Annotated in this window: 18 protein-coding genes; 3 read left to right on the top strand and 15 right to left on the bottom strand. The window is 64.5% G+C overall.

The features are described 5' to 3' along the window. The 4 genes from cyoE to FAZ97_RS01340 form a co-directional block, all read right to left on the bottom strand. The gene (cyoE, locus tag FAZ97_RS01355) at positions 1 to 906 is read right to left on the bottom strand and encodes a heme o synthase (protein ID WP_158756837.1); all 906 of its coding nucleotides are present in this window, start codon (positions 904 to 906) and stop codon (positions 1 to 3) included. A 9-nt stretch (positions 907 to 915) separates the two neighbouring features. After that, the gene (locus FAZ97_RS01350) at positions 916 to 2,025 is read right to left on the bottom strand and encodes a COX15/CtaA family protein (RefSeq protein ID WP_158756836.1); all 1,110 of its coding nucleotides are present in this window, start codon (positions 2,023 to 2,025) and stop codon (positions 916 to 918) included. 38 nt (positions 2,026 to 2,063) lie between these two features. Further along, a complete protein-coding gene (locus FAZ97_RS01345) occupies positions 2,064 to 2,720 on the bottom strand; it encodes an SCO family protein (protein WP_158756835.1) in 657 nt (218 codons plus the stop codon). Between the two features lie 103 nt (positions 2,721 to 2,823). After that, the gene (locus FAZ97_RS01340) at positions 2,824 to 3,618 is read right to left on the bottom strand and encodes an SURF1 family protein (RefSeq protein ID WP_158756834.1); all 795 of its coding nucleotides are present in this window, start codon (positions 3,616 to 3,618) and stop codon (positions 2,824 to 2,826) included. 105 nt (positions 3,619 to 3,723) lie between these two features. Here FAZ97_RS01340 and FAZ97_RS01335 point away from each other — a divergent pair, with 105 nt between their 5' ends. Continuing rightward, the gene (locus FAZ97_RS01335; RefSeq protein ID WP_028201826.1) at positions 3,724 to 3,933 is read left to right on the top strand and encodes a twin transmembrane helix small protein; all 210 of its coding nucleotides are present in this window, start codon (positions 3,724 to 3,726) and stop codon (positions 3,931 to 3,933) included. Positions 3,934 to 4,077: 144 nt separating this feature from the next. Here the strand turns inward: FAZ97_RS01335 and FAZ97_RS01330 are convergent, their stop codons facing one another. The 8 genes from FAZ97_RS01330 to FAZ97_RS01295 form a co-directional block, all read right to left on the bottom strand. After that, the gene (locus FAZ97_RS01330) at positions 4,078 to 4,935 is read right to left on the bottom strand and encodes a cytochrome c oxidase subunit 3 (RefSeq protein ID WP_158756833.1); all 858 of its coding nucleotides are present in this window, start codon (positions 4,933 to 4,935) and stop codon (positions 4,078 to 4,080) included. A 102-nt stretch (positions 4,936 to 5,037) separates the two neighbouring features. Then, complete coding sequence (locus FAZ97_RS01325; RefSeq protein ID WP_373682561.1) at positions 5,038 to 5,199, bottom strand: DUF2970 domain-containing protein; 162 nt, start codon at positions 5,197 to 5,199, stop codon at positions 5,038 to 5,040. 100 nt (positions 5,200 to 5,299) lie between these two features. Continuing rightward, entirely contained in the window at positions 5,300 to 5,878 is a 579-nt protein-coding gene (locus FAZ97_RS01320) for a cytochrome c oxidase assembly protein (protein ID WP_158756831.1), read from the bottom strand. Between the two features lie 39 nt (positions 5,879 to 5,917). Beyond that, complete coding sequence (locus tag FAZ97_RS01315) at positions 5,918 to 6,058, bottom strand: cytochrome oxidase small assembly protein (RefSeq protein WP_208867222.1); 141 nt, start codon at positions 6,056 to 6,058, stop codon at positions 5,918 to 5,920. Positions 6,059 to 6,206: 148 nt separating this feature from the next. Next, entirely contained in the window at positions 6,207 to 7,820 is a 1,614-nt protein-coding gene (gene ctaD / locus FAZ97_RS01310; protein ID WP_158756829.1) for a cytochrome c oxidase subunit I, read from the bottom strand. Positions 7,821 to 7,997: 177 nt separating this feature from the next. Then, positions 7,998 to 9,647, bottom strand: a complete 1,650-nt coding sequence (coxB, locus tag FAZ97_RS01305; protein ID WP_158756828.1) for a cytochrome c oxidase subunit II — start codon at positions 9,645 to 9,647, stop codon at positions 7,998 to 8,000. 89 nt (positions 9,648 to 9,736) lie between these two features. Further along, entirely contained in the window at positions 9,737 to 10,213 is a 477-nt protein-coding gene (locus FAZ97_RS01300; protein WP_158756827.1) for a DUF2244 domain-containing protein, read from the bottom strand. A 267-nt stretch (positions 10,214 to 10,480) separates the two neighbouring features. After that, positions 10,481 to 11,476 (bottom strand): methyltransferase domain-containing protein, encoded by a 996-nt coding sequence (locus tag FAZ97_RS01295; RefSeq protein ID WP_158756826.1) that lies wholly within the window; start codon positions 11,474 to 11,476, stop codon positions 10,481 to 10,483. A gap of 183 nt (positions 11,477 to 11,659) precedes the next feature. Here FAZ97_RS01295 and FAZ97_RS01290 point away from each other — a divergent pair, with 183 nt between their 5' ends. Then, positions 11,660 to 12,415 (top strand): ComF family protein, encoded by a 756-nt coding sequence (locus FAZ97_RS01290; protein ID WP_233271605.1) that lies wholly within the window; start codon positions 11,660 to 11,662, stop codon positions 12,413 to 12,415. 42 nt (positions 12,416 to 12,457) lie between these two features. Further along, positions 12,458 to 12,928 carry a tRNA (uridine(34)/cytosine(34)/5-carboxymethylaminomethyluridine(34)-2'-O)-methyltransferase TrmL gene (gene trmL / locus FAZ97_RS01285; protein ID WP_158756825.1) on the top strand — a complete coding sequence of 157 codons (471 nt, stop codon included), beginning with the start codon at positions 12,458 to 12,460 and terminating at the stop codon, positions 12,926 to 12,928. Positions 12,929 to 12,941: 13 nt separating this feature from the next. Here trmL and FAZ97_RS01280 read toward each other — a convergent pair whose 3' ends face one another. The 3 genes from FAZ97_RS01280 to secB are packed head-to-tail and all read right to left on the bottom strand — an operon-like array spanning position 12,942 to position 15,032. Continuing rightward, positions 12,942 to 13,475 (bottom strand): O-acetyl-ADP-ribose deacetylase, encoded by a 534-nt coding sequence (locus tag FAZ97_RS01280; protein ID WP_158756824.1) that lies wholly within the window; start codon positions 13,473 to 13,475, stop codon positions 12,942 to 12,944. Positions 13,476 to 13,522: 47 nt separating this feature from the next. After that, the gene (locus tag FAZ97_RS01275; protein ID WP_158756823.1) at positions 13,523 to 14,521 is read right to left on the bottom strand and encodes an NAD(P)H-dependent glycerol-3-phosphate dehydrogenase; all 999 of its coding nucleotides are present in this window, start codon (positions 14,519 to 14,521) and stop codon (positions 13,523 to 13,525) included. Between the two features lie 46 nt (positions 14,522 to 14,567). Further along, entirely contained in the window at positions 14,568 to 15,032 is a 465-nt protein-coding gene (gene secB, locus FAZ97_RS01270) for a protein-export chaperone SecB (protein WP_133185322.1), read from the bottom strand. Positions 15,033 to 15,211 lie beyond the last annotated feature (179 nt).

Raw genomic sequence — 15,211 nt, 5'->3', positions numbered from 1 at the left:
TTACGCCCCGATGAGCGCATGCACGTAATGGTCGACGAGCAACGCCATGAACAACAGCGAGAGGTAGACGATCGAATAGCGGAAAGTCTTGCGGGCCAGTGCGTCCGAATACTCGACGTAGATCTTCCACGCGTAGGCGAGGAACACCGCGCCGAGCAGCACGGCCGAAGCCAGGTACAGCACGCCGCTCATGCCCGAGATATACGGCATCAGCGTGACCGCAAAGAGAATCACCGTGTAGAGCAGGATATGCAGACGCGTGTACTTCTCGCCGTGCGTGTTGGGCAGCATCGGCAGGCCGGCGTTTTCGTAGTCCTTGCGGCGGTAGAGCGCGAGCGCCCAGAAGTGCGGCGGCGTCCACACGAAAATGATCAGCACCAGAATCCAGGCGTCGCCGGGCACGTGGCCCGTGACGGCGGCCCAGCCGAGCGCCGGCGGCATGGCGCCCGAGGCGCCGCCGATCACGATGTTCTGCGGCGTAGCCGGCTTGAGCAGCAGCGTGTAGATGATCGCGTAGCCAATGAAGGTCGCGACCGTGAGCCACATGGTGAGCGGATTGGCGAACGTGTAAAGCACCCACATGCCGATGCCGCCGATCACCGCCGAGAAGATCAGGATCTGTATGCTCGTGATCTCGCCGCGCGCCGAAGGACGCCAGGCAGTGCGACGCATACGCGCATCCACCTTTTGCTCGACCAGACAGTTGATCGCGAAGGCCGCGCCGGCCGTGAGCCAGATGCCGACGGTGCCGCCGATCAGCTGTTTCCAGGGCACCATGCCCGGCACGGCGAGGAACATGCCGATGACGGCGCAAAACACGGCCAGTTGCGTGACGCGCGGCTTGGTGAGCGCGAGATATTGGGAAATCCGGCTACCGGGCGTCTGGGATAGGGTTGTACTTTCCATAGGGCGGGGTCACACCGCAGCGGTGTCGCGCGCAGGGAGAACGGCGCGGCCGGGGCGGCTACAAGCAATTCGAAAGTTTAGCACGACGACCAAAAGCAGCAGGATCGCCGCGCCACCGTTGTGCGCCACTGCCACGGGCAGCGGCCACTGCAGCACGATGTTGGAAAGCCCTGTCAGAAATTGGATCAAGATCACGATCATGATCCAGTTTGCCGGGCGTCGCAGCGAGGCATAGCGTCGCAACTTGAGGGCGAACCATACCAGATATGCGATCACGACGAACGCGAACGTGCGGTGCGTCCAGTGGATCGCGACAAGCGCGTCCTGCGTGATCACGTCGCCGTTGCCGTCCATGCCGAGGGCGCGCCAGAGGTGGAAGCCGTGATGGAAATCCATCGGCGGAATCCACGCGCCGTTGCAGGTCGGGAAGTCGGTGCAGGCGAGCACCGCGTAGTTCGTGCTCACCCAGCCGCCCAGCGCGATCTGCGCGACGAGCAGCACGAGCGCCGCCAGCGCGGCCACGCGCCAGCGCGCGGCGTCCGGTTCGTACGCGGGCAGCGGCGTCATGCGCGCGCCGAGCCACGCGAGCGAGCCGAGCAGCGTGAGGCCGAGCAAGAGGTGCGTCGTGACGATGATGGGCTGCAGCTTCATCGTCACCGTCCACGCGCCGAACACGCCCTGCACGAGGATCAGCCCGAGCAGCGCGGTGGGCCACCACGGCGACACGTGCAGCGGCAGGCGCTTGATGCGCGCGCGCCAGGCAATCGCCATCTGCGCAATGATCAGGACACCGATCGCCATGGCGAAATAACGGTGGATCATCTCGATCCACGCCTTCGTCATGCTCACGGGGCCGCTCGGCATGGCGAGATGCGCGGCGGCAATTTGCACATGCGCAATGAACGGCGACGACGTGCCATAGCAGCCCGGCCAGTCAGGGCAGCCGAGGCCCGAGTCGGTCAGGCGCGTAAAGCCGCCGAACATCACGAGGTCGAGCGTCATGAACGTCGTGAGCCACACGAGCTTGCGAAACTTGTTGTCGTCGGCCTTCACCCAGACCCACGAGAGCGGCAGCAACGCGATGCACAGGCCGATCAGGCCCAGCTCCAGGATAAACATCTCTCTTACTCTTCTCTGTCAGACTCGCGCTGCGCACCTTAACCGATGCGGGACCACTTGAGCAGTTTAGTGACGTCTTGTTTGATTTTCGACGGATCGGCATTTGCCGGGAATCGCATCATCAGGTTGCCGTTCGGATCGACCAGATAGATATGGTCGGTGTCTTTCGTCGTCTGCGTGGCGGGCAGCCACGCCGCGACGGCAACCGGATCGGCGCGCAGCATGCGCGTGTCCGCGTAGGCGCCCTTCACTTTCGCAGGGACGCTCGCGTCGTCGGTGCGCAGCCAGACCGTGACGACGCGCTCGCGCTCCGCGCCCTGTGTCGCGCGCACCTGGCGCATGAAGTACAGCTTCGTGGCGCACGCCTCGTCGCAGTCGCCGCCATTCACCGAGATCATCAGCCAACGGCCCTTGAGCGAGGCGAGCGGCACTTCATGGCCGTCGTCGCCCGTGACCATGAGCGCGTCGGGAATCGGCCGCTGCGGCTCGATGAGCGCGCCATAGCTCGTCGTGCCGCCCTTCGGCTTGATCACGTAGTACGTGAAGTACGAAATCGCGATGGGCGCGCCGCAGATCAGCGCGATGATGAGCAGCGTCCAGCGGCCACGCCGCTTGGCGTCCTTGTGCGCGTCCTTCTGCGCGGGCGAGGCGGCCGGCTGTGCGACCTGGGCGGAACGGGGAGATTGCGTCGACACTCTAGTGGAACCTCGCTTCTGTCGCTTTCAGTTGTCCATGTGCTGCGTGCGCAGCGCTGTTGTCCGGATCATATCGGACTGTACTGATTCGTCCGACGGATCATCAGGCGTCCTTCGCGCTGCCTGCGTTTTGCCTTCCGGGCGCTTCGGCGTGCTGTGTGGCTTCGCCTTCGGTGCGCTCTTTTGTCGCAGCGCTTTTCCCGGCTTTACGGGCCGCAAAGAGACCGAAGCCGAGTGCCGCGAGCGCCATGCCCCACCACTGAAGCATGTAGCCGTAGTTGCGCTCGACGTCGGTATCCGGCACCGGCCAGTCGCGCACGAGCCCATCCTTGAAGGCCGGCACGAAGCCGGTTTGCTGGATCACGAACGGTTGCAGCGGCAACCCGGTTTCCGCTGCGTAGGAAGCGACGCCGAGATTCTGCCGGATCTTCTGATGCGCTGCAGAGCCGCCCGCACCCAGCTCGAACGCGCGCGAGGCATCCGCGCGCGCAATGCCTTCCACGACGACCGGCCCCGGCGGCGTGACATAGGGCGCGATCGTGGCGCGGTCTGCAATGTTGCGTGGGAGCCAGCCGCGATTGACCAGCGCGTAGCCGCCGCCTTCGAGTTTAAGCGGCATCACGACATAAAAGCCCGGCTGGTCGTTATAGGGACGATTGTCGAGATACACCACGCGCTCGGGCAGGAAGGTGCCCGTCGCCCGTACGCGATGAAACTCGATGTCCTTCAGCGCGAGCGGTGTGGCACCCACCGGTTGCGGCGTAGACGATTCGTACTGCGTGATTTGCGCCTGCAGCGCTTCCTTCTGATGCGCGCGGTCGCGCTGCCAGAAGCCAAGCCGGATCGTCACGGCCATCACGATCAGGATAAGCAACGCGGGAACGAGCCGGAATTTCATTGGGCACGTCCGATGCGAAACATACAAGTGATCGAACCCCGCGCCGTGTGGCACGGTGCGATAATGAGACAGGCGTTTTCAGGCATGCCAAATTCCGTGAACTTCATGCACATACTCGTCCCCGTTGCGTTCGCGCTGATCATCGCGAGCATGATCTCCGCGCTCTACTTCATGATGCACGACCGGGGCCGCACCAAGCGGATGGTCTGGTCGCTCGCCACGCGCGTGGGTCTATCCATCTCGCTCTTTCTGTTCATCCTGTTCGCGCACTGGATGGGCTGGATTCAGTCCACCGGCATTCCTTACGGCCGCTGAGCGCAACTGGCCGTAACGGGACACCGCAGCGCAAACGCCATTCCGGAAAACACAAGGCGCCGCGCCGACGAGGTCGGGCGGCGCCTTATTGCATTCTCATCCCTTCTCTGGGCAAGCGCCGCGGCCTGCGCGGCGCGCCACCCGTCACAGCCAGTACACGACGACGTAGAGCCCGAGCCACACCACGTCAACGAAGTGCCAGTACCATGCCGCGCCTTCGAAGGCGAAGTGATGCTCGGCCGTGAAGTGACCGCGAATGAGCCGGATCATTACAACCGTGAGCATCGTGCCGCCCAGGAACACGTGGAAGCCGTGGAAGCCCGTGAGCAGGAAGAACGTCGAACCGTAGATGCCCGAAGCGAGCGTGAGGTTCAGTTCGCCGTACGCGTGGATGTACTCGAACGCCTGCAGGAACAGGAAGCACACGCCCAGCACGATCGTCGCGGCGAGCCAGGCAATGGCCTTCGAGCGATGGTTGTCGCGCAGCGCATGGTGCGAAACGGTGAGCGTCGCGCCCGAGGAGAGCAGCAGCGCCGTATTGATGGTCGGCACGGGCCACGGCGTCATCGAGCGAAAGTGCGAGACCAGTGCCGCAGGACCGGTGTTCGGCCAGACAGCCGAGAAGTCCGGCCAGATCAGCTTGTAGTCGAGGCTGCCAAGCTGATGCAGGGCAATCGCACGCGCGTAGAAGAGCGCACCGAAGAACGCGCCAAAGAACATCACTTCCGAGAAGATGAACCAGCTCATGCTCCAGCGGTACGACACGTCGACGCGCTTGCCGTACATGCCGCCCTCGGATTCGGCGATGGCGTCGCCGAACCAGTGCCACAGCGTGAAGAGCAGCCACAGCAGGCCGGCGAACACGCCGATCGGCCCCCACGACTCGCCGTTGATCCACGAAGCGAGCGAAGAGAGCATGACCAGAAGCCCAATGGACGCGCTGATCGGATGCCGCGACGGGTGCGGTACGAAGTAGTACGGGCTATCGTTTTGGCCGCTCATGCCTGTTTCTCCAATTTCCAGTTGCACCGGACATCGCCGGCTGCTTGTACCCGAGTGTGTCCTCGTTATTCACTGCATCGCGCGACGTTGCGCGCGCCAGGCTCAACCCACCACCGCGTGCACGATCAACAGCAGCACGACGATGAACAGCACGGCGCCGATGATGCCCGCGATGATCAACTGCACGGGGTGCAGGTTCGCGGCGTCGTCTTCGAGGTCGGCGCGTTTGCGCACGCCGAGAAAGGACCACGCCACCGCCTTCATCACCTGCAGGATGCCGCCCTTCTTCTTCGCCGGCCCTGCACCTGCCCCGCCGCGTTCGTCGCTCATGCGCCTTTCGCCTCCTGGCTTCGTTGCCAGAGCCTCATGCTCCCGCCGACTGTTTCGGCGGCGGCGGCACGGCCGGTTTGTTCAACTCGAAGAACGTGTACGACAGCGTGATCGTCTTCACGTCCTTCGGCAGCTTCGGGTCGATCACGAACACCACCGGCATGCGCTTCGTCTCGTTCGCCTTCAAGGTCTGCTGCGTGAAGCAAAAGCACTCGATCTTGCGGAAGTACTCCGTGGCCTGCTTCGGCGCGTAGCTCGGAATAGCCTGCGCGTCGATCGTGCGTCCTTCATTGTTCGAAATGTCGTACATCACCGTCATGACTTCGCCCGGATGCACGTCGAGGCTCGTTTGCTCCGGCTTGAAGCCAAGCAGCCCGCGTGCGTTCGCGTCGAACTCGACCGAGATCGTGCGCGTCATGTCCACCTGCGTGTTGCGAGCCTCGCGTTCCGTCGCGTCGCGCTGCACGAGGTTGTTGATGCCCGTGACCTGGCAGATCGCCCGATACATCGGCACCAGCGCAAAACCAAAACCGAACATCAACAGCGCCACGACGACGAGCTTGATGAGCATCGAACGGTTGAATGCGCGATCATTTCCAGCTTGCGTGGACATCGGACTTCCTCGAACGATCTTCCGGCAAACGCCTGCGCGTTAGTGGCCGGGGAAATACACCTGCTTGACGACGGCAGCCACAAAGAAGCCGACGACGACGGCCAGCAAAATCAGGCCGAGCCGCAGATTGCCCGCGCGGATCTGCTCAGGCGTGCGTCTTTTTTGTGGGTCCCGGGTCATACGTGCAGCGCGGTTGGCCGCGGCTTCTCCTTGCATCGTGAATCGCCTCTCATGCGTGCTTCGGTGAACACTGCGCGAAGACTGCGTGAAGACCGCGGGCTTCGTTCGCGTCCGGCTGTGCGCAGCCGGACGCGACAAACTCAATGGCTTACTCGACCGTCGGCGGATTCTCGAACGTGTGGAACGGCGCCGGGCTCGGCACGGTCCATTCGAGGCCCGTTGCGCCGTCCCACGGCTTGTCGCTGGCTTTCTCCAGTTCGCCGCCGCCGCGGTATGCAGGCAGCGCTACCGCGAACAGGAAGTACACCTGAGAAAGTCCGAAGCCGAAGGCGCCGATCGTGATCACCTGGTTCCAGTCCGTGAACTGGGCCGGATAGTCGGCATAGCGGCGCGGCATCCCGGCAAGGCCGACGAAGTGCATCGGCAGGAACGCGAGGTTGAAGAAGATCAGCGAGCACCAGAAGTGGATCTTGCCGCGCATCTCGTTGTACATCCAGCCGGTCCATTTTGGCGCCCAGTAGTACCACCCTGAGAACAACGCGAATAAGGACCCCGCCACCAGCACGTAATGGAAGTGCGCCACCACGAAGTATGTGCCGTGATACTGGATGTCGAGCGGCGCCATGGCGAGCATCAGGCCCGAGAGGCCGCCGAACGTGAACACGATCAGGAAGCCCACGGCCCACAGCATCGGCGTTTCGAAACTGAGCGAGCCGCGCCACATCGTGGCGACCCAGTTGAACACCTTCACGCCCGTGGGCACGGCGATCAGCATGGTCGCGTACATGAAGAACAGCTGGCCCGTGACCGGCATGCCGGTCGCGAACATGTGGTGCGCCCAGACCATGAACGAGAGGATCGCGATCGACGCCGTGGCGTACACCATCGAGCTATAGCCGAACAGCGGCTTGCGCGAGAACGCCGGAATGACCTGCGAGACAATCCCGAACGCCGGCAAGATCATGATGTAGACCTCGGGGTGCCCGAAGAACCAGAAGATGTGCTGGTACATGACCGGGTCGCCGCCGCCTGCCGCATTGAAGAAGCTCGTGCCGAAGTGGCGGTCGAACAGCAGCATCGTGATCGCGCCTGCGAGCACCGGCATCACGGCGATCAGCAGGTAGGCGGTGATGAGCCACGTCCACACGAACATCGGCATCTTCATGAGCGTCATGCCGGGCGCGCGCAGGTTCAGGATCGTCACGACGATGTTGATGCCGCCCATGATCGACGAGGCACCCATGATGTGCACCGCGAAGATCGCGAAGTCCATGCCCGGGCCCATCTGCGTGGAGAGCGGCGCGTAGAGCGTCCAGCCCGCGGCGGTCGCGCCGCCCGGCGAGAAGAACGAGCCGACCAGCAGGCACGCTGCGGCGGGCAGCAGCCAGAAGCTGAAGTTGTTCATGCGCGCGAACGCCATGTCCGAGGCGCCGATCTGCAGCGGAATCATCCAGTTCGCGAAGCCCACGAACGCCGGCATGATCGCGCCGAACACCATGATGAGGCCGTGCATCGTGGTGAGCTGGTTGAAGAACTCGGGCCGCATGATCTGCATGCCCGGCTCGAACAGCTCCGCACGAATGGCGAGCGCCATGACGCCGCCCGAAAGGAACATCACGAACGAGAAGAGCAGATACAGCGTTCCGATGTCCTTGTGGTTCGTCGCCAGCAGCCAGCGGCGCCAGCCGTGCGGCGTGGCGTGCGCGTGGTCGCCGTGCACGTGGCCGTGCCCTCCAGCTACATCGTGTCCGATGCTAGACATGTCTTATCTCCTGTCGATCGCCGCCTCACGCTGATGCGCTGACTGCGATCCCTTGCAAAATAATTGCGAAAGCGAATGGCTTTGCTTCTCTTGCTGCAGCGTTTGCCTGCTTTGTTATGTGCTCGCGCAGCGCTCGTCCTGCGTCTGTGCTGCTTGCCGTACTGGCGTGGCGACCGCTCAAGCCGCCGCGCTGATCTCCACCCGGCGCGCTTCCTTCGCATTCGCGCCGCCTGTGATCGTTTCCGGCTTCTTCAGAATGATGTGGTCTTCGGCAATCCCCGCCGCCTTCATCGCGTCGCGCACGGCTTGTGCGCGGCGCTTGGCGAGGTCCGCGTTCGTGCTGGCGTTGCCGCTGGCATCGGTATAGCCCGAGAGCGTGAATTTCGCGTCCGGGTGCGCCTTCGCGTAGTCGGCAGCGGCCTGGATGGCGTCCTTCGCGTCGGCGGGCAGCGTGCTCTTGCCCACTTCGAAGTACACGCTTGCCGGCAGCGCGGCCGCGCTCGGGGCCGCTGCGCCCGACGCCTGCTCGGCGCTGCTTGCCGCCGCCGCGCCGCTGGCCGCACTCGCTTCGGCTGCACCGCTGGCCGCGGCTGTTTCGCTCGCGCCGGCCGCACCCGCCGCGGCGGTATGGTCGCCACCTTCGGGCATCTTGCCGTTACGCGCGTCGGCCACCTGGCGCGGCTGCAGAATGTCGCCGGTGTGGTTGCCCCACGAGTTGCGCTCGAACGTGATGACCGAGGCGATCTCCACGTCGTTGAGCGTGGGCGCCCACGAAGGCATGGCGTTCTTGCCCTTCAGGACGATGCTCACGTGCTCGGCGATCGGGCCGTTGGCGACCTTGCTGCCGTCGAGCGCCGGGAACGCGCCCGCACCCTTGCCGGTGGGCTGATGGCATACCGCGCAGTTCGACGCATAGACCTTCTCGCCGCGCTCCTTGAGCTCGGCCAGCGTGTAGGTCTTGTTCGGGTCGTCGTTGGCGGCGGCCATCTTCGCCTTTTGCGTGTCGACCCACTTCGCGTAATCGTCTTCGGAGAGCACCTCGACCACGACCGGCATGAACGCGTGCTCCTTGCCGCACAGCTCGGTACAGAAGCCGCGATAGGTGCCGACCTTGTCGGCCTTGAACCACGTGTCGCGCACGAAGCCCGGAATCGCGTCCTGCTTCACGCCGAACGCGGGCACGTACCACGAGTGCACGACGTCGTTGGCGGTAGTAATGATGCGGATCTTCTTGTTCACCGGCACGACGAGCGGATTGTCGACTTCCTGCAGGTACGTATCGGTGATCGGCGCCCGGTTGTTCACCTCGGAGCGCGGCGTGCTGAGCGTGGAGAGGAAGTTGATGCCCTCGCCCGGCCCCTTCACGTAGTCGTAGCCCCACTTCCACTGGTAGCCCGTGACCTTCACGGTGAGGTCGGCGTTGGACGTGTCCTTCATCGCGACGACGGCCTTGGTGGCGGGCAGCGCCATCAGCACGACGATGATGAACGGCACCACCGTCCAGATGATTTCGACCGTGGTGCTCTCATGGAAGTGAGCGGCCTTGTGGCCCTTCGATTTACGGTGCGCGTAGATCGAATAGAACATGACGCCGAACACGCCGACGAAAATCACGGCGCATAAGAGCAGCATCATCATGTGGAGGCTGTAGAGCTCTTCGGCGATGCGCGTGACGGGCGGCTGAAAATTTATCTCGTTCACCGCAGGGCCGCCTGGGCTGTCTCCGACTGCGAGTGCCGCGCCGGCGACGAGGAATCCGCTGCACGCCAGCACGCCCTGGAGGGCTCGCTTGATTGTTTTCATAGCTTCCTTACCCATAATTTCCATTCAAACCCTCGACCCCGCAGGAAGGTTTTGCAACCAGGGCGCCCCCTGGGACGCTCATACCGCCAACCGGCAAACTCACGCGCCGCGCATTAACCCGCGCGCGCAAGCCATGCACGCAGTTCCCGCGCGAACTGCGCACGCCGATATTGCGGCAGATGCAACCCGACAGCGACCGCCTGACCGCGGGACACGAGACGCACCGGGTCGCGTGGGGTCGCGCCCGGCTCGACCCGGACCCAGCGGGGATTGAATTCGAACTGCGTGAGCGCGTCGGCGCTCATCTGTTCGATCACCAGCCGGTTCGGATAAAGCCTGATACGTTCGTAATCGACAGCATGGCGCGCATAAATGACAAAAGCGCCGCCTACTACCAACAGATCGATACCGGTAAACGGCAAAACCAGCCAGGCGCCGTGGATCAACAACAGAACGGCGATCGCGATGGAAACCAGCGCCAGCGAAACATAGAAGAACACGAATTGCCTGGGCGAAACCGAGCAGTTGCGCTTCATGGTCCAGTCTTTCAGGACCGGCTCCGGACTCGCCAGCAGATCAGGCGCCTGCATCGCTCGCTTCCCCCACGTGCAACTTCGCCAGACTATCGCCGCGTTGCGCCTCGCACAACTACGGGAACATCTGGACTTGCCACAATGGATTTTGGGGACCCTTCCGTGCAGCAAACTGACGCATTATAGGCGCGATCCCCAGCCCTCACAAGCAAGGCTCAATCGCCAGCAAATCCATATCAGACGGGCTTCACAGCGATTTTTCAAGCTTTTCCACGGGGCTTTTCAGGCGCTAATTTCAGGCATAACGAAAGCCCCCTTACCACGTTACCGATTCCTTGCGGGACCCCGGCCGATGTCCTCGATGCGCACGATGCCATGGCCTTCGGCGGTCATGCGCGGCACGGCCTTCCAGGCATGCCCGTAGATGATCTCGAAGGTCAGCGGGATCGTGCCCGCGTGCGGTCCATCCGTACGGCGGCGCGCCTCGAGCGCGGCCACGAGCGCACGGTGCAGGCGCCGCGCGCAGTGCGTACCGCCGTTTTCCCCTTCGTGCTCACCGTTGCGCTCGAACGGATACGCGCCCCAACGGCGCACATCGGCGAGCAGCTTCTCCGGCGTCTTATAGGTAATGGTCAGCGTTTCCTGATCCATCACCGGAATCTCGAAGCCGTTCTCGACGAGCATGTCGCCAAGATCGTGCATGTCGACAAAATCGATCACGTGCGCGCGCGTCGGCACGCCATGCGCGGCTTCGACCTCGGCGTACGCGCCACGCAGCTCCTTGAGCGTGTCGGGCCCGAGCGTGCTGAACATCAGCAGGCCGTTGACCTTGAGCACGCGCTGCCACTCCCCGAACACGAGGTCGGGGCGCGGATGCCAATGCAGTGCGAGATTCGACCACAGCAGCTCGAACGCGTCATGCGCGAACGGCAGCGCCGCAAAGTCGGCCTGCGCAACACGCGGACCGCGCGAACCGAGCGCACGTCCAACCGATGCGGGCAGAAACCGCCGCCAGCTCGTGTCGGGGGCGTCGTGCTCGCGGGCGCGGCGCAGCATGGCGAGGGAAAGATCGGTGCCGAACACGGGCGCTTCGGGAAAGCGCTCGCGCAGGCCGGGCAGATCGTCGCCCTGGCCACACGCGATGTCGAGCACGGCCGCGGGGTTCACCTTGATGTATTCGAGGCGCTCGCGCATGCGTTGCGCGATTTCACGCGGCAGGAAGGCAACGTCGTCGAAAGTCGCCGCGCGGCGATCGAAGATGCGCCGCAGGTGCCGGGTGTCATAGTCCGGACGGCCAGTTCTTGCGGGAGACGGGGACATGTCGGTCGTATTGGCGAAGTCTGCGAAGTATACTCGCTCACTCCTTTCCTTTCAGTCACGCGAGCCCGCTGCCCGGGCCGTCCTTCGATGCCGCCGCGCCCTATTTCACGTGAGCCACGCCATGCACCGCGTGTCACGCCGACCGCTTCGGACCACGCTGCGCACCGCATTCGTCAAGCGGGCATGGCGTGCGTCTCGCGCGCCTGTCGAAAGGCGCGGGCGCTGCCGTCACGGCTTGCCCACTTCGTGCTGCCCAATCTGTGCCCATTATGCGGCAATTTGACGCGAGCCACGCTCTGTGTGTGTTGCGATGCGGCGTACTGGAACGAGCCGCGCCTGCGCTGCACGGTCTGCGCCATGCCGCTCGCGGGCAGGCGCGGTGCGGCGGCGCGGAAACGCTACCGCTGCGAGGCCTGCGTCGACGCGCCGCCCGCATTCGACGCGACGCTCGCGCTGGCCGACTATCGCGCGCCGCTCGACCTGCTCGCGCGGGGCCTGAAGTTTCGCGCGCGCCTCGCGCTCGGTGAGGAATTCGCGCGACGCCTCGCACTGGCCGCTCAGGATATGGCTGACGAACACGGCATGCCGGAGATCGTCGTGCCGGTGCCACTCTCGCGCGAACGCCTGATCGAGCGCGGCTACAACCAGGCCTGGCAGATCGCGCGGCCGCTGGCACGACGCCTCGGCACGCACGCTGACGCCACGCTCGTACGACGCATTCTGCATACGGCGCCGCAATCGAAGCTCGACCGCGAGACGCGCCGCCGCAATGTCGGCCGGGCGTTCGCGCTCACGCGACCGCTTGGCGGCCAGCATGTGGGCGTGGTCGACGACGTGATGACCTCGGGCGCGACGCTCGACGCGCTCGCACGCACGCTCAAGGCCGCCGGCGCGCGGCGCGTGACGAATTTCGTCGCGCTGCGCACGCCGAAAGACTGATCGGCCTCACACTATTCAAGACATCGAGAGAGTTTCATCGTCATGTTCAACGTCGTTCTCGTCGAACCCGAAATTCCGCCGAACACCGGCAACGTGATCCGCCTGTGCGCGAACACCGGGGCGCGGCTGCATCTGATCGAGCCGCTCGGCTTCCCCCTCGACGACGCGAAAATGCGCCGCGCGGGCCTCGATTACCACGAGTACGCGCAGATGCACGTGCATAGCGATTGGGACGCCTTCATCGCGAAGGAAACACCTGACCCGTCGCGCATGTTCGCGTTCACGACGCGCGGCTCGGGCCGCTTTCATTCGCACACCTTCCAGCCGGGCGACTGGTTCGTGTTCGGCGCAGAAACGCGCGGCCTGCCCGATGCGGTGCTCGATCGCTTCGAGACGCCGCAGCGCGTACGTCTACCGATGCGGCCGGGCAATCGCAGCCTGAATCTCTCGAACACGGTCGCGATCGTGGTGTTCGAAGCCTGGCGTCAGGCCGGGTTCGAAGGGGGCGAATAAGCTCCCTGCGGCATTAGGCTTTGCCGCGCGCCGCGAGTTCGTCCTCGTAGCGCGCGAGCATTGCGTTATCGAAGCACGCGAAGATCACATGCTCGAGTGCGGGGATTTTCGGTAATTCGTCGATCACGGTTGCGACGGCAATCTTCACCGCCTCGTCGGCGGGAAAACGGTAGATGCCGCAACTGATTGCCGGAAACGCGATGCTCGTCACCCCCGCCTCGCGCGCGCAGTCGAGCGAGCGCCGGTAGCACGAAGCCAGCCGATACGCTTCGTCACGGCCGCCGCCATACCAGACGGGGCCCACGGTGTGGATCACGAATTTCGCGGGAAGGCGATAGCCGCCTGTGATTTTGGCGTCGCCGGTCGGGCAGCCGTTCAGCGTCTCGCACTCGCGCAGCAGGTCCGGCCCGGCGGCGCGATGAATCGCGCCATCCACGCCGCCGCCGCCGAGCAGCGACTCGTTCGCGGCGTTGACGATCGCATCGACCTTCAACGTGGTGATGTCGACGGCCTGCGCCTCGATGCGGCAGGTTCCGATGATCAGCATACGGTCCTCCTTACGCTCATGACCTGGCGCAGCAGGACCGAAGCGCCCTACTCCGCCTTCGCGTCGCGCCGGAGCAGCGCGCTCACGGCGTCGCGCGGCGTGACGCCGTCGAACAGCACGGCGCATACCGCCTGGGTAATCGGCATGTCGATGCCATGCGCGCGCGCGAGCGCCAGCACGGCCTGCGCACAGCGTACGCCTTCGGCCACATGGCCGAGTGCGCCGAGAATGTCGTCGAGCGTGCGGCCGCTCGCGAGTTGCTTGCCCACGGTACGGTTGCGCGAGAGATCGCCCGTGGCCGTGAGAATGAGGTCGCCGAGGCCGGTGAGCCCCGTGAAGGTTTCCGCGCGCCCGCCGAGCGTGACGCCTAGGCGCGTCATTTCCGCGAGGCCGCGCGTGATGAGCGCGGCGCGTGCGTTCAGGCCGAGGCCCAGGCCATCGGCAATGCCGGTCGCGATCGCCAGCACGTTCTTGACCGCGCCGCCCACCTCGACGCCAACCACGTCGTCGCCGGTATAGATGCGCATCGCGCGGTGATGGAACGCGGCGAGCGTGCGCTCGCGGCAGTCGGCGGAGGTGCTCGCCACCGTCAACGCGACGGGCAGACCCTCGCCCACTTCGCGCGCGAAGCTCGGCCCCGAAAGCACGCCGTTGCTCGCGTGGCCGGGCAATTCGGCCGCCACGACCTGATGCGGCATCAGTTGCGATTCGGCTTCGAAGCCCTTGCAGAGCCAGACGAAGTGCGCAGGCACGCGACCCATGTCGCGCAGCGTGCAGAGCATGCCGCGCAGGCCCGCCACGGGCGTGGCGAGCACGACGAGATCCGCCTCGCCCGAAGCATGGTCGAGCGCGGCGGCGAGATCCGTTTCGTATTGGAGAGACTTGGGCAGCGCGACGCCCGCCAGGTAGCGGGCGTTTTCATGCGTCTTGCGCAAGGTGTCGACGAGCGCGCCATCGCGCGCCCACAACAGCGTCTGATGCGCCTGGGCGAGATGCCCTGCCAGCGCGGTGCCCCACGCTCCGGCGCCGAGAACGGCGATGTTCATTCCGATACTCCGCACCGGTAGTTCGTGGAAACGATCAACGTACGCTTTAGTGCGTCGCGCTGCTCGCGCCGTCTTGCTGGGCGAGTTGCTGCAGGCGTTGCTCGTAGAGCGCCTGGAAGTTGATCTCGGCCAGGTGGATCGGCGGGAAGCCCGCGCGCGTGATCGCGTCGGCGATGTTCGAGCGCAGGTACGGGAACAGAATGGTCGGGCAGGCGATGCCGACGAGCGGATCGACCTGTTCGGCCGGGATGTTGCGGATGTCGAAAATGCCGGCTTGCTTGGCTTCGATCAGGAACGCAACCTTGTCCTTGACCTTGGCCGTGACGGTGCCGGTGACGATGATCTCGAACACCGTATCGGCCAGGCGCTCGGCCTTGACGTCGACTTCCACTTCGACCGAAGGCATGTCCTGCTCAAGGAAGATGGCCGGCGAATTCGGCTGCTCGAGCGACATGTCCTTGAGGTAGATGCGCTGGATATTGAAGAACGGCTGGTTGTTCTCGTCAGACATGGTGTATGGCTTCCCTGATTGAATGGATCGCGGCGGCATTATCGCGGCATCTCGAAGTCCCGAAAATGCGCCGCACTACGGCAATGAACGGCAACAGGCCCGCGCAAGCCTCACTGGCTCGCGCGGGCCGAAACCCTGCGTCGCTACGTCACGCTGCGCAGCCCGCCTGCGGACCGAGG

The sequence above is a fragment of the Paraburkholderia acidiphila genome (genome assembly GCF_009789655.1).
GTDB classification, from domain to species: Bacteria; Pseudomonadota; Gammaproteobacteria; order Burkholderiales; family Burkholderiaceae; genus Paraburkholderia; species Paraburkholderia acidiphila.
The sequence above is the reverse complement of the archived record's forward strand: the minus strand, read 5'-3'. Positions and strand labels throughout refer to the sequence as shown.

What these genes read in the sequence shown, in the direction of transcription:
- ctaD (WP_158756829.1), bottom strand. Translation starts at nt 7,820, where the DNA reads ATGTCTAGCATCGGACACGATGTAGCTGGAGGGCACGGCCACGTGCAC.
- FAZ97_RS01335 (WP_028201826.1), top strand. Translation starts at nt 3,724, where the DNA reads ATGCACATACTCGTCCCCGTTGCGTTCGCGCTGATCATCGCGAGCATG.
- FAZ97_RS01340 (WP_158756834.1), bottom strand. Translation starts at nt 3,618, where the DNA reads ATGAAATTCCGGCTCGTTCCCGCGTTGCTTATCCTGATCGTGATGGCC.
- coxB (WP_158756828.1), bottom strand. Translation starts at nt 9,647, where the DNA reads ATGGAAATTATGGGTAAGGAAGCTATGAAAACAATCAAGCGAGCCCTC.
- secB (WP_133185322.1), bottom strand. Translation starts at nt 15,032, where the DNA reads ATGTCTGACGAGAACAACCAGCCGTTCTTCAATATCCAGCGCATCTAC.
- FAZ97_RS01320 (WP_158756831.1), bottom strand. Translation starts at nt 5,878, where the DNA reads ATGTCCACGCAAGCTGGAAATGATCGCGCATTCAACCGTTCGATGCTC.
- FAZ97_RS01350 (WP_158756836.1), bottom strand. Translation starts at nt 2,025, where the DNA reads ATGTTTATCCTGGAGCTGGGCCTGATCGGCCTGTGCATCGCGTTGCTG.
- FAZ97_RS01315 (WP_208867222.1), bottom strand. Translation starts at nt 6,058, where the DNA reads ATGACCCGGGACCCACAAAAAAGACGCACGCCTGAGCAGATCCGCGCG.
- FAZ97_RS01325 (WP_373682561.1), bottom strand. Translation starts at nt 5,199, where the DNA reads ATGAAGGCGGTGGCGTGGTCCTTTCTCGGCGTGCGCAAACGCGCCGAC.
- FAZ97_RS01300 (WP_158756827.1), bottom strand. Translation starts at nt 10,213, where the DNA reads ATGCAGGCGCCTGATCTGCTGGCGAGTCCGGAGCCGGTCCTGAAAGAC.
- FAZ97_RS01330 (WP_158756833.1), bottom strand. Translation starts at nt 4,935, where the DNA reads ATGAGCGGCCAAAACGATAGCCCGTACTACTTCGTACCGCACCCGTCG.
- FAZ97_RS01290 (WP_233271605.1), top strand. Translation starts at nt 11,660, where the DNA reads ATGGCGTGCGTCTCGCGCGCCTGTCGAAAGGCGCGGGCGCTGCCGTCA.
- cyoE (WP_158756837.1), bottom strand. Translation starts at nt 906, where the DNA reads ATGGAAAGTACAACCCTATCCCAGACGCCCGGTAGCCGGATTTCCCAA.
- FAZ97_RS01280 (WP_158756824.1), bottom strand. Translation starts at nt 13,475, where the DNA reads ATGCTGATCATCGGAACCTGCCGCATCGAGGCGCAGGCCGTCGACATC.
- FAZ97_RS01275 (WP_158756823.1), bottom strand. Translation starts at nt 14,521, where the DNA reads ATGAACATCGCCGTTCTCGGCGCCGGAGCGTGGGGCACCGCGCTGGCA.
- FAZ97_RS01295 (WP_158756826.1), bottom strand. Translation starts at nt 11,476, where the DNA reads ATGTCCCCGTCTCCCGCAAGAACTGGCCGTCCGGACTATGACACCCGG.
- trmL (WP_158756825.1), top strand. Translation starts at nt 12,458, where the DNA reads ATGTTCAACGTCGTTCTCGTCGAACCCGAAATTCCGCCGAACACCGGC.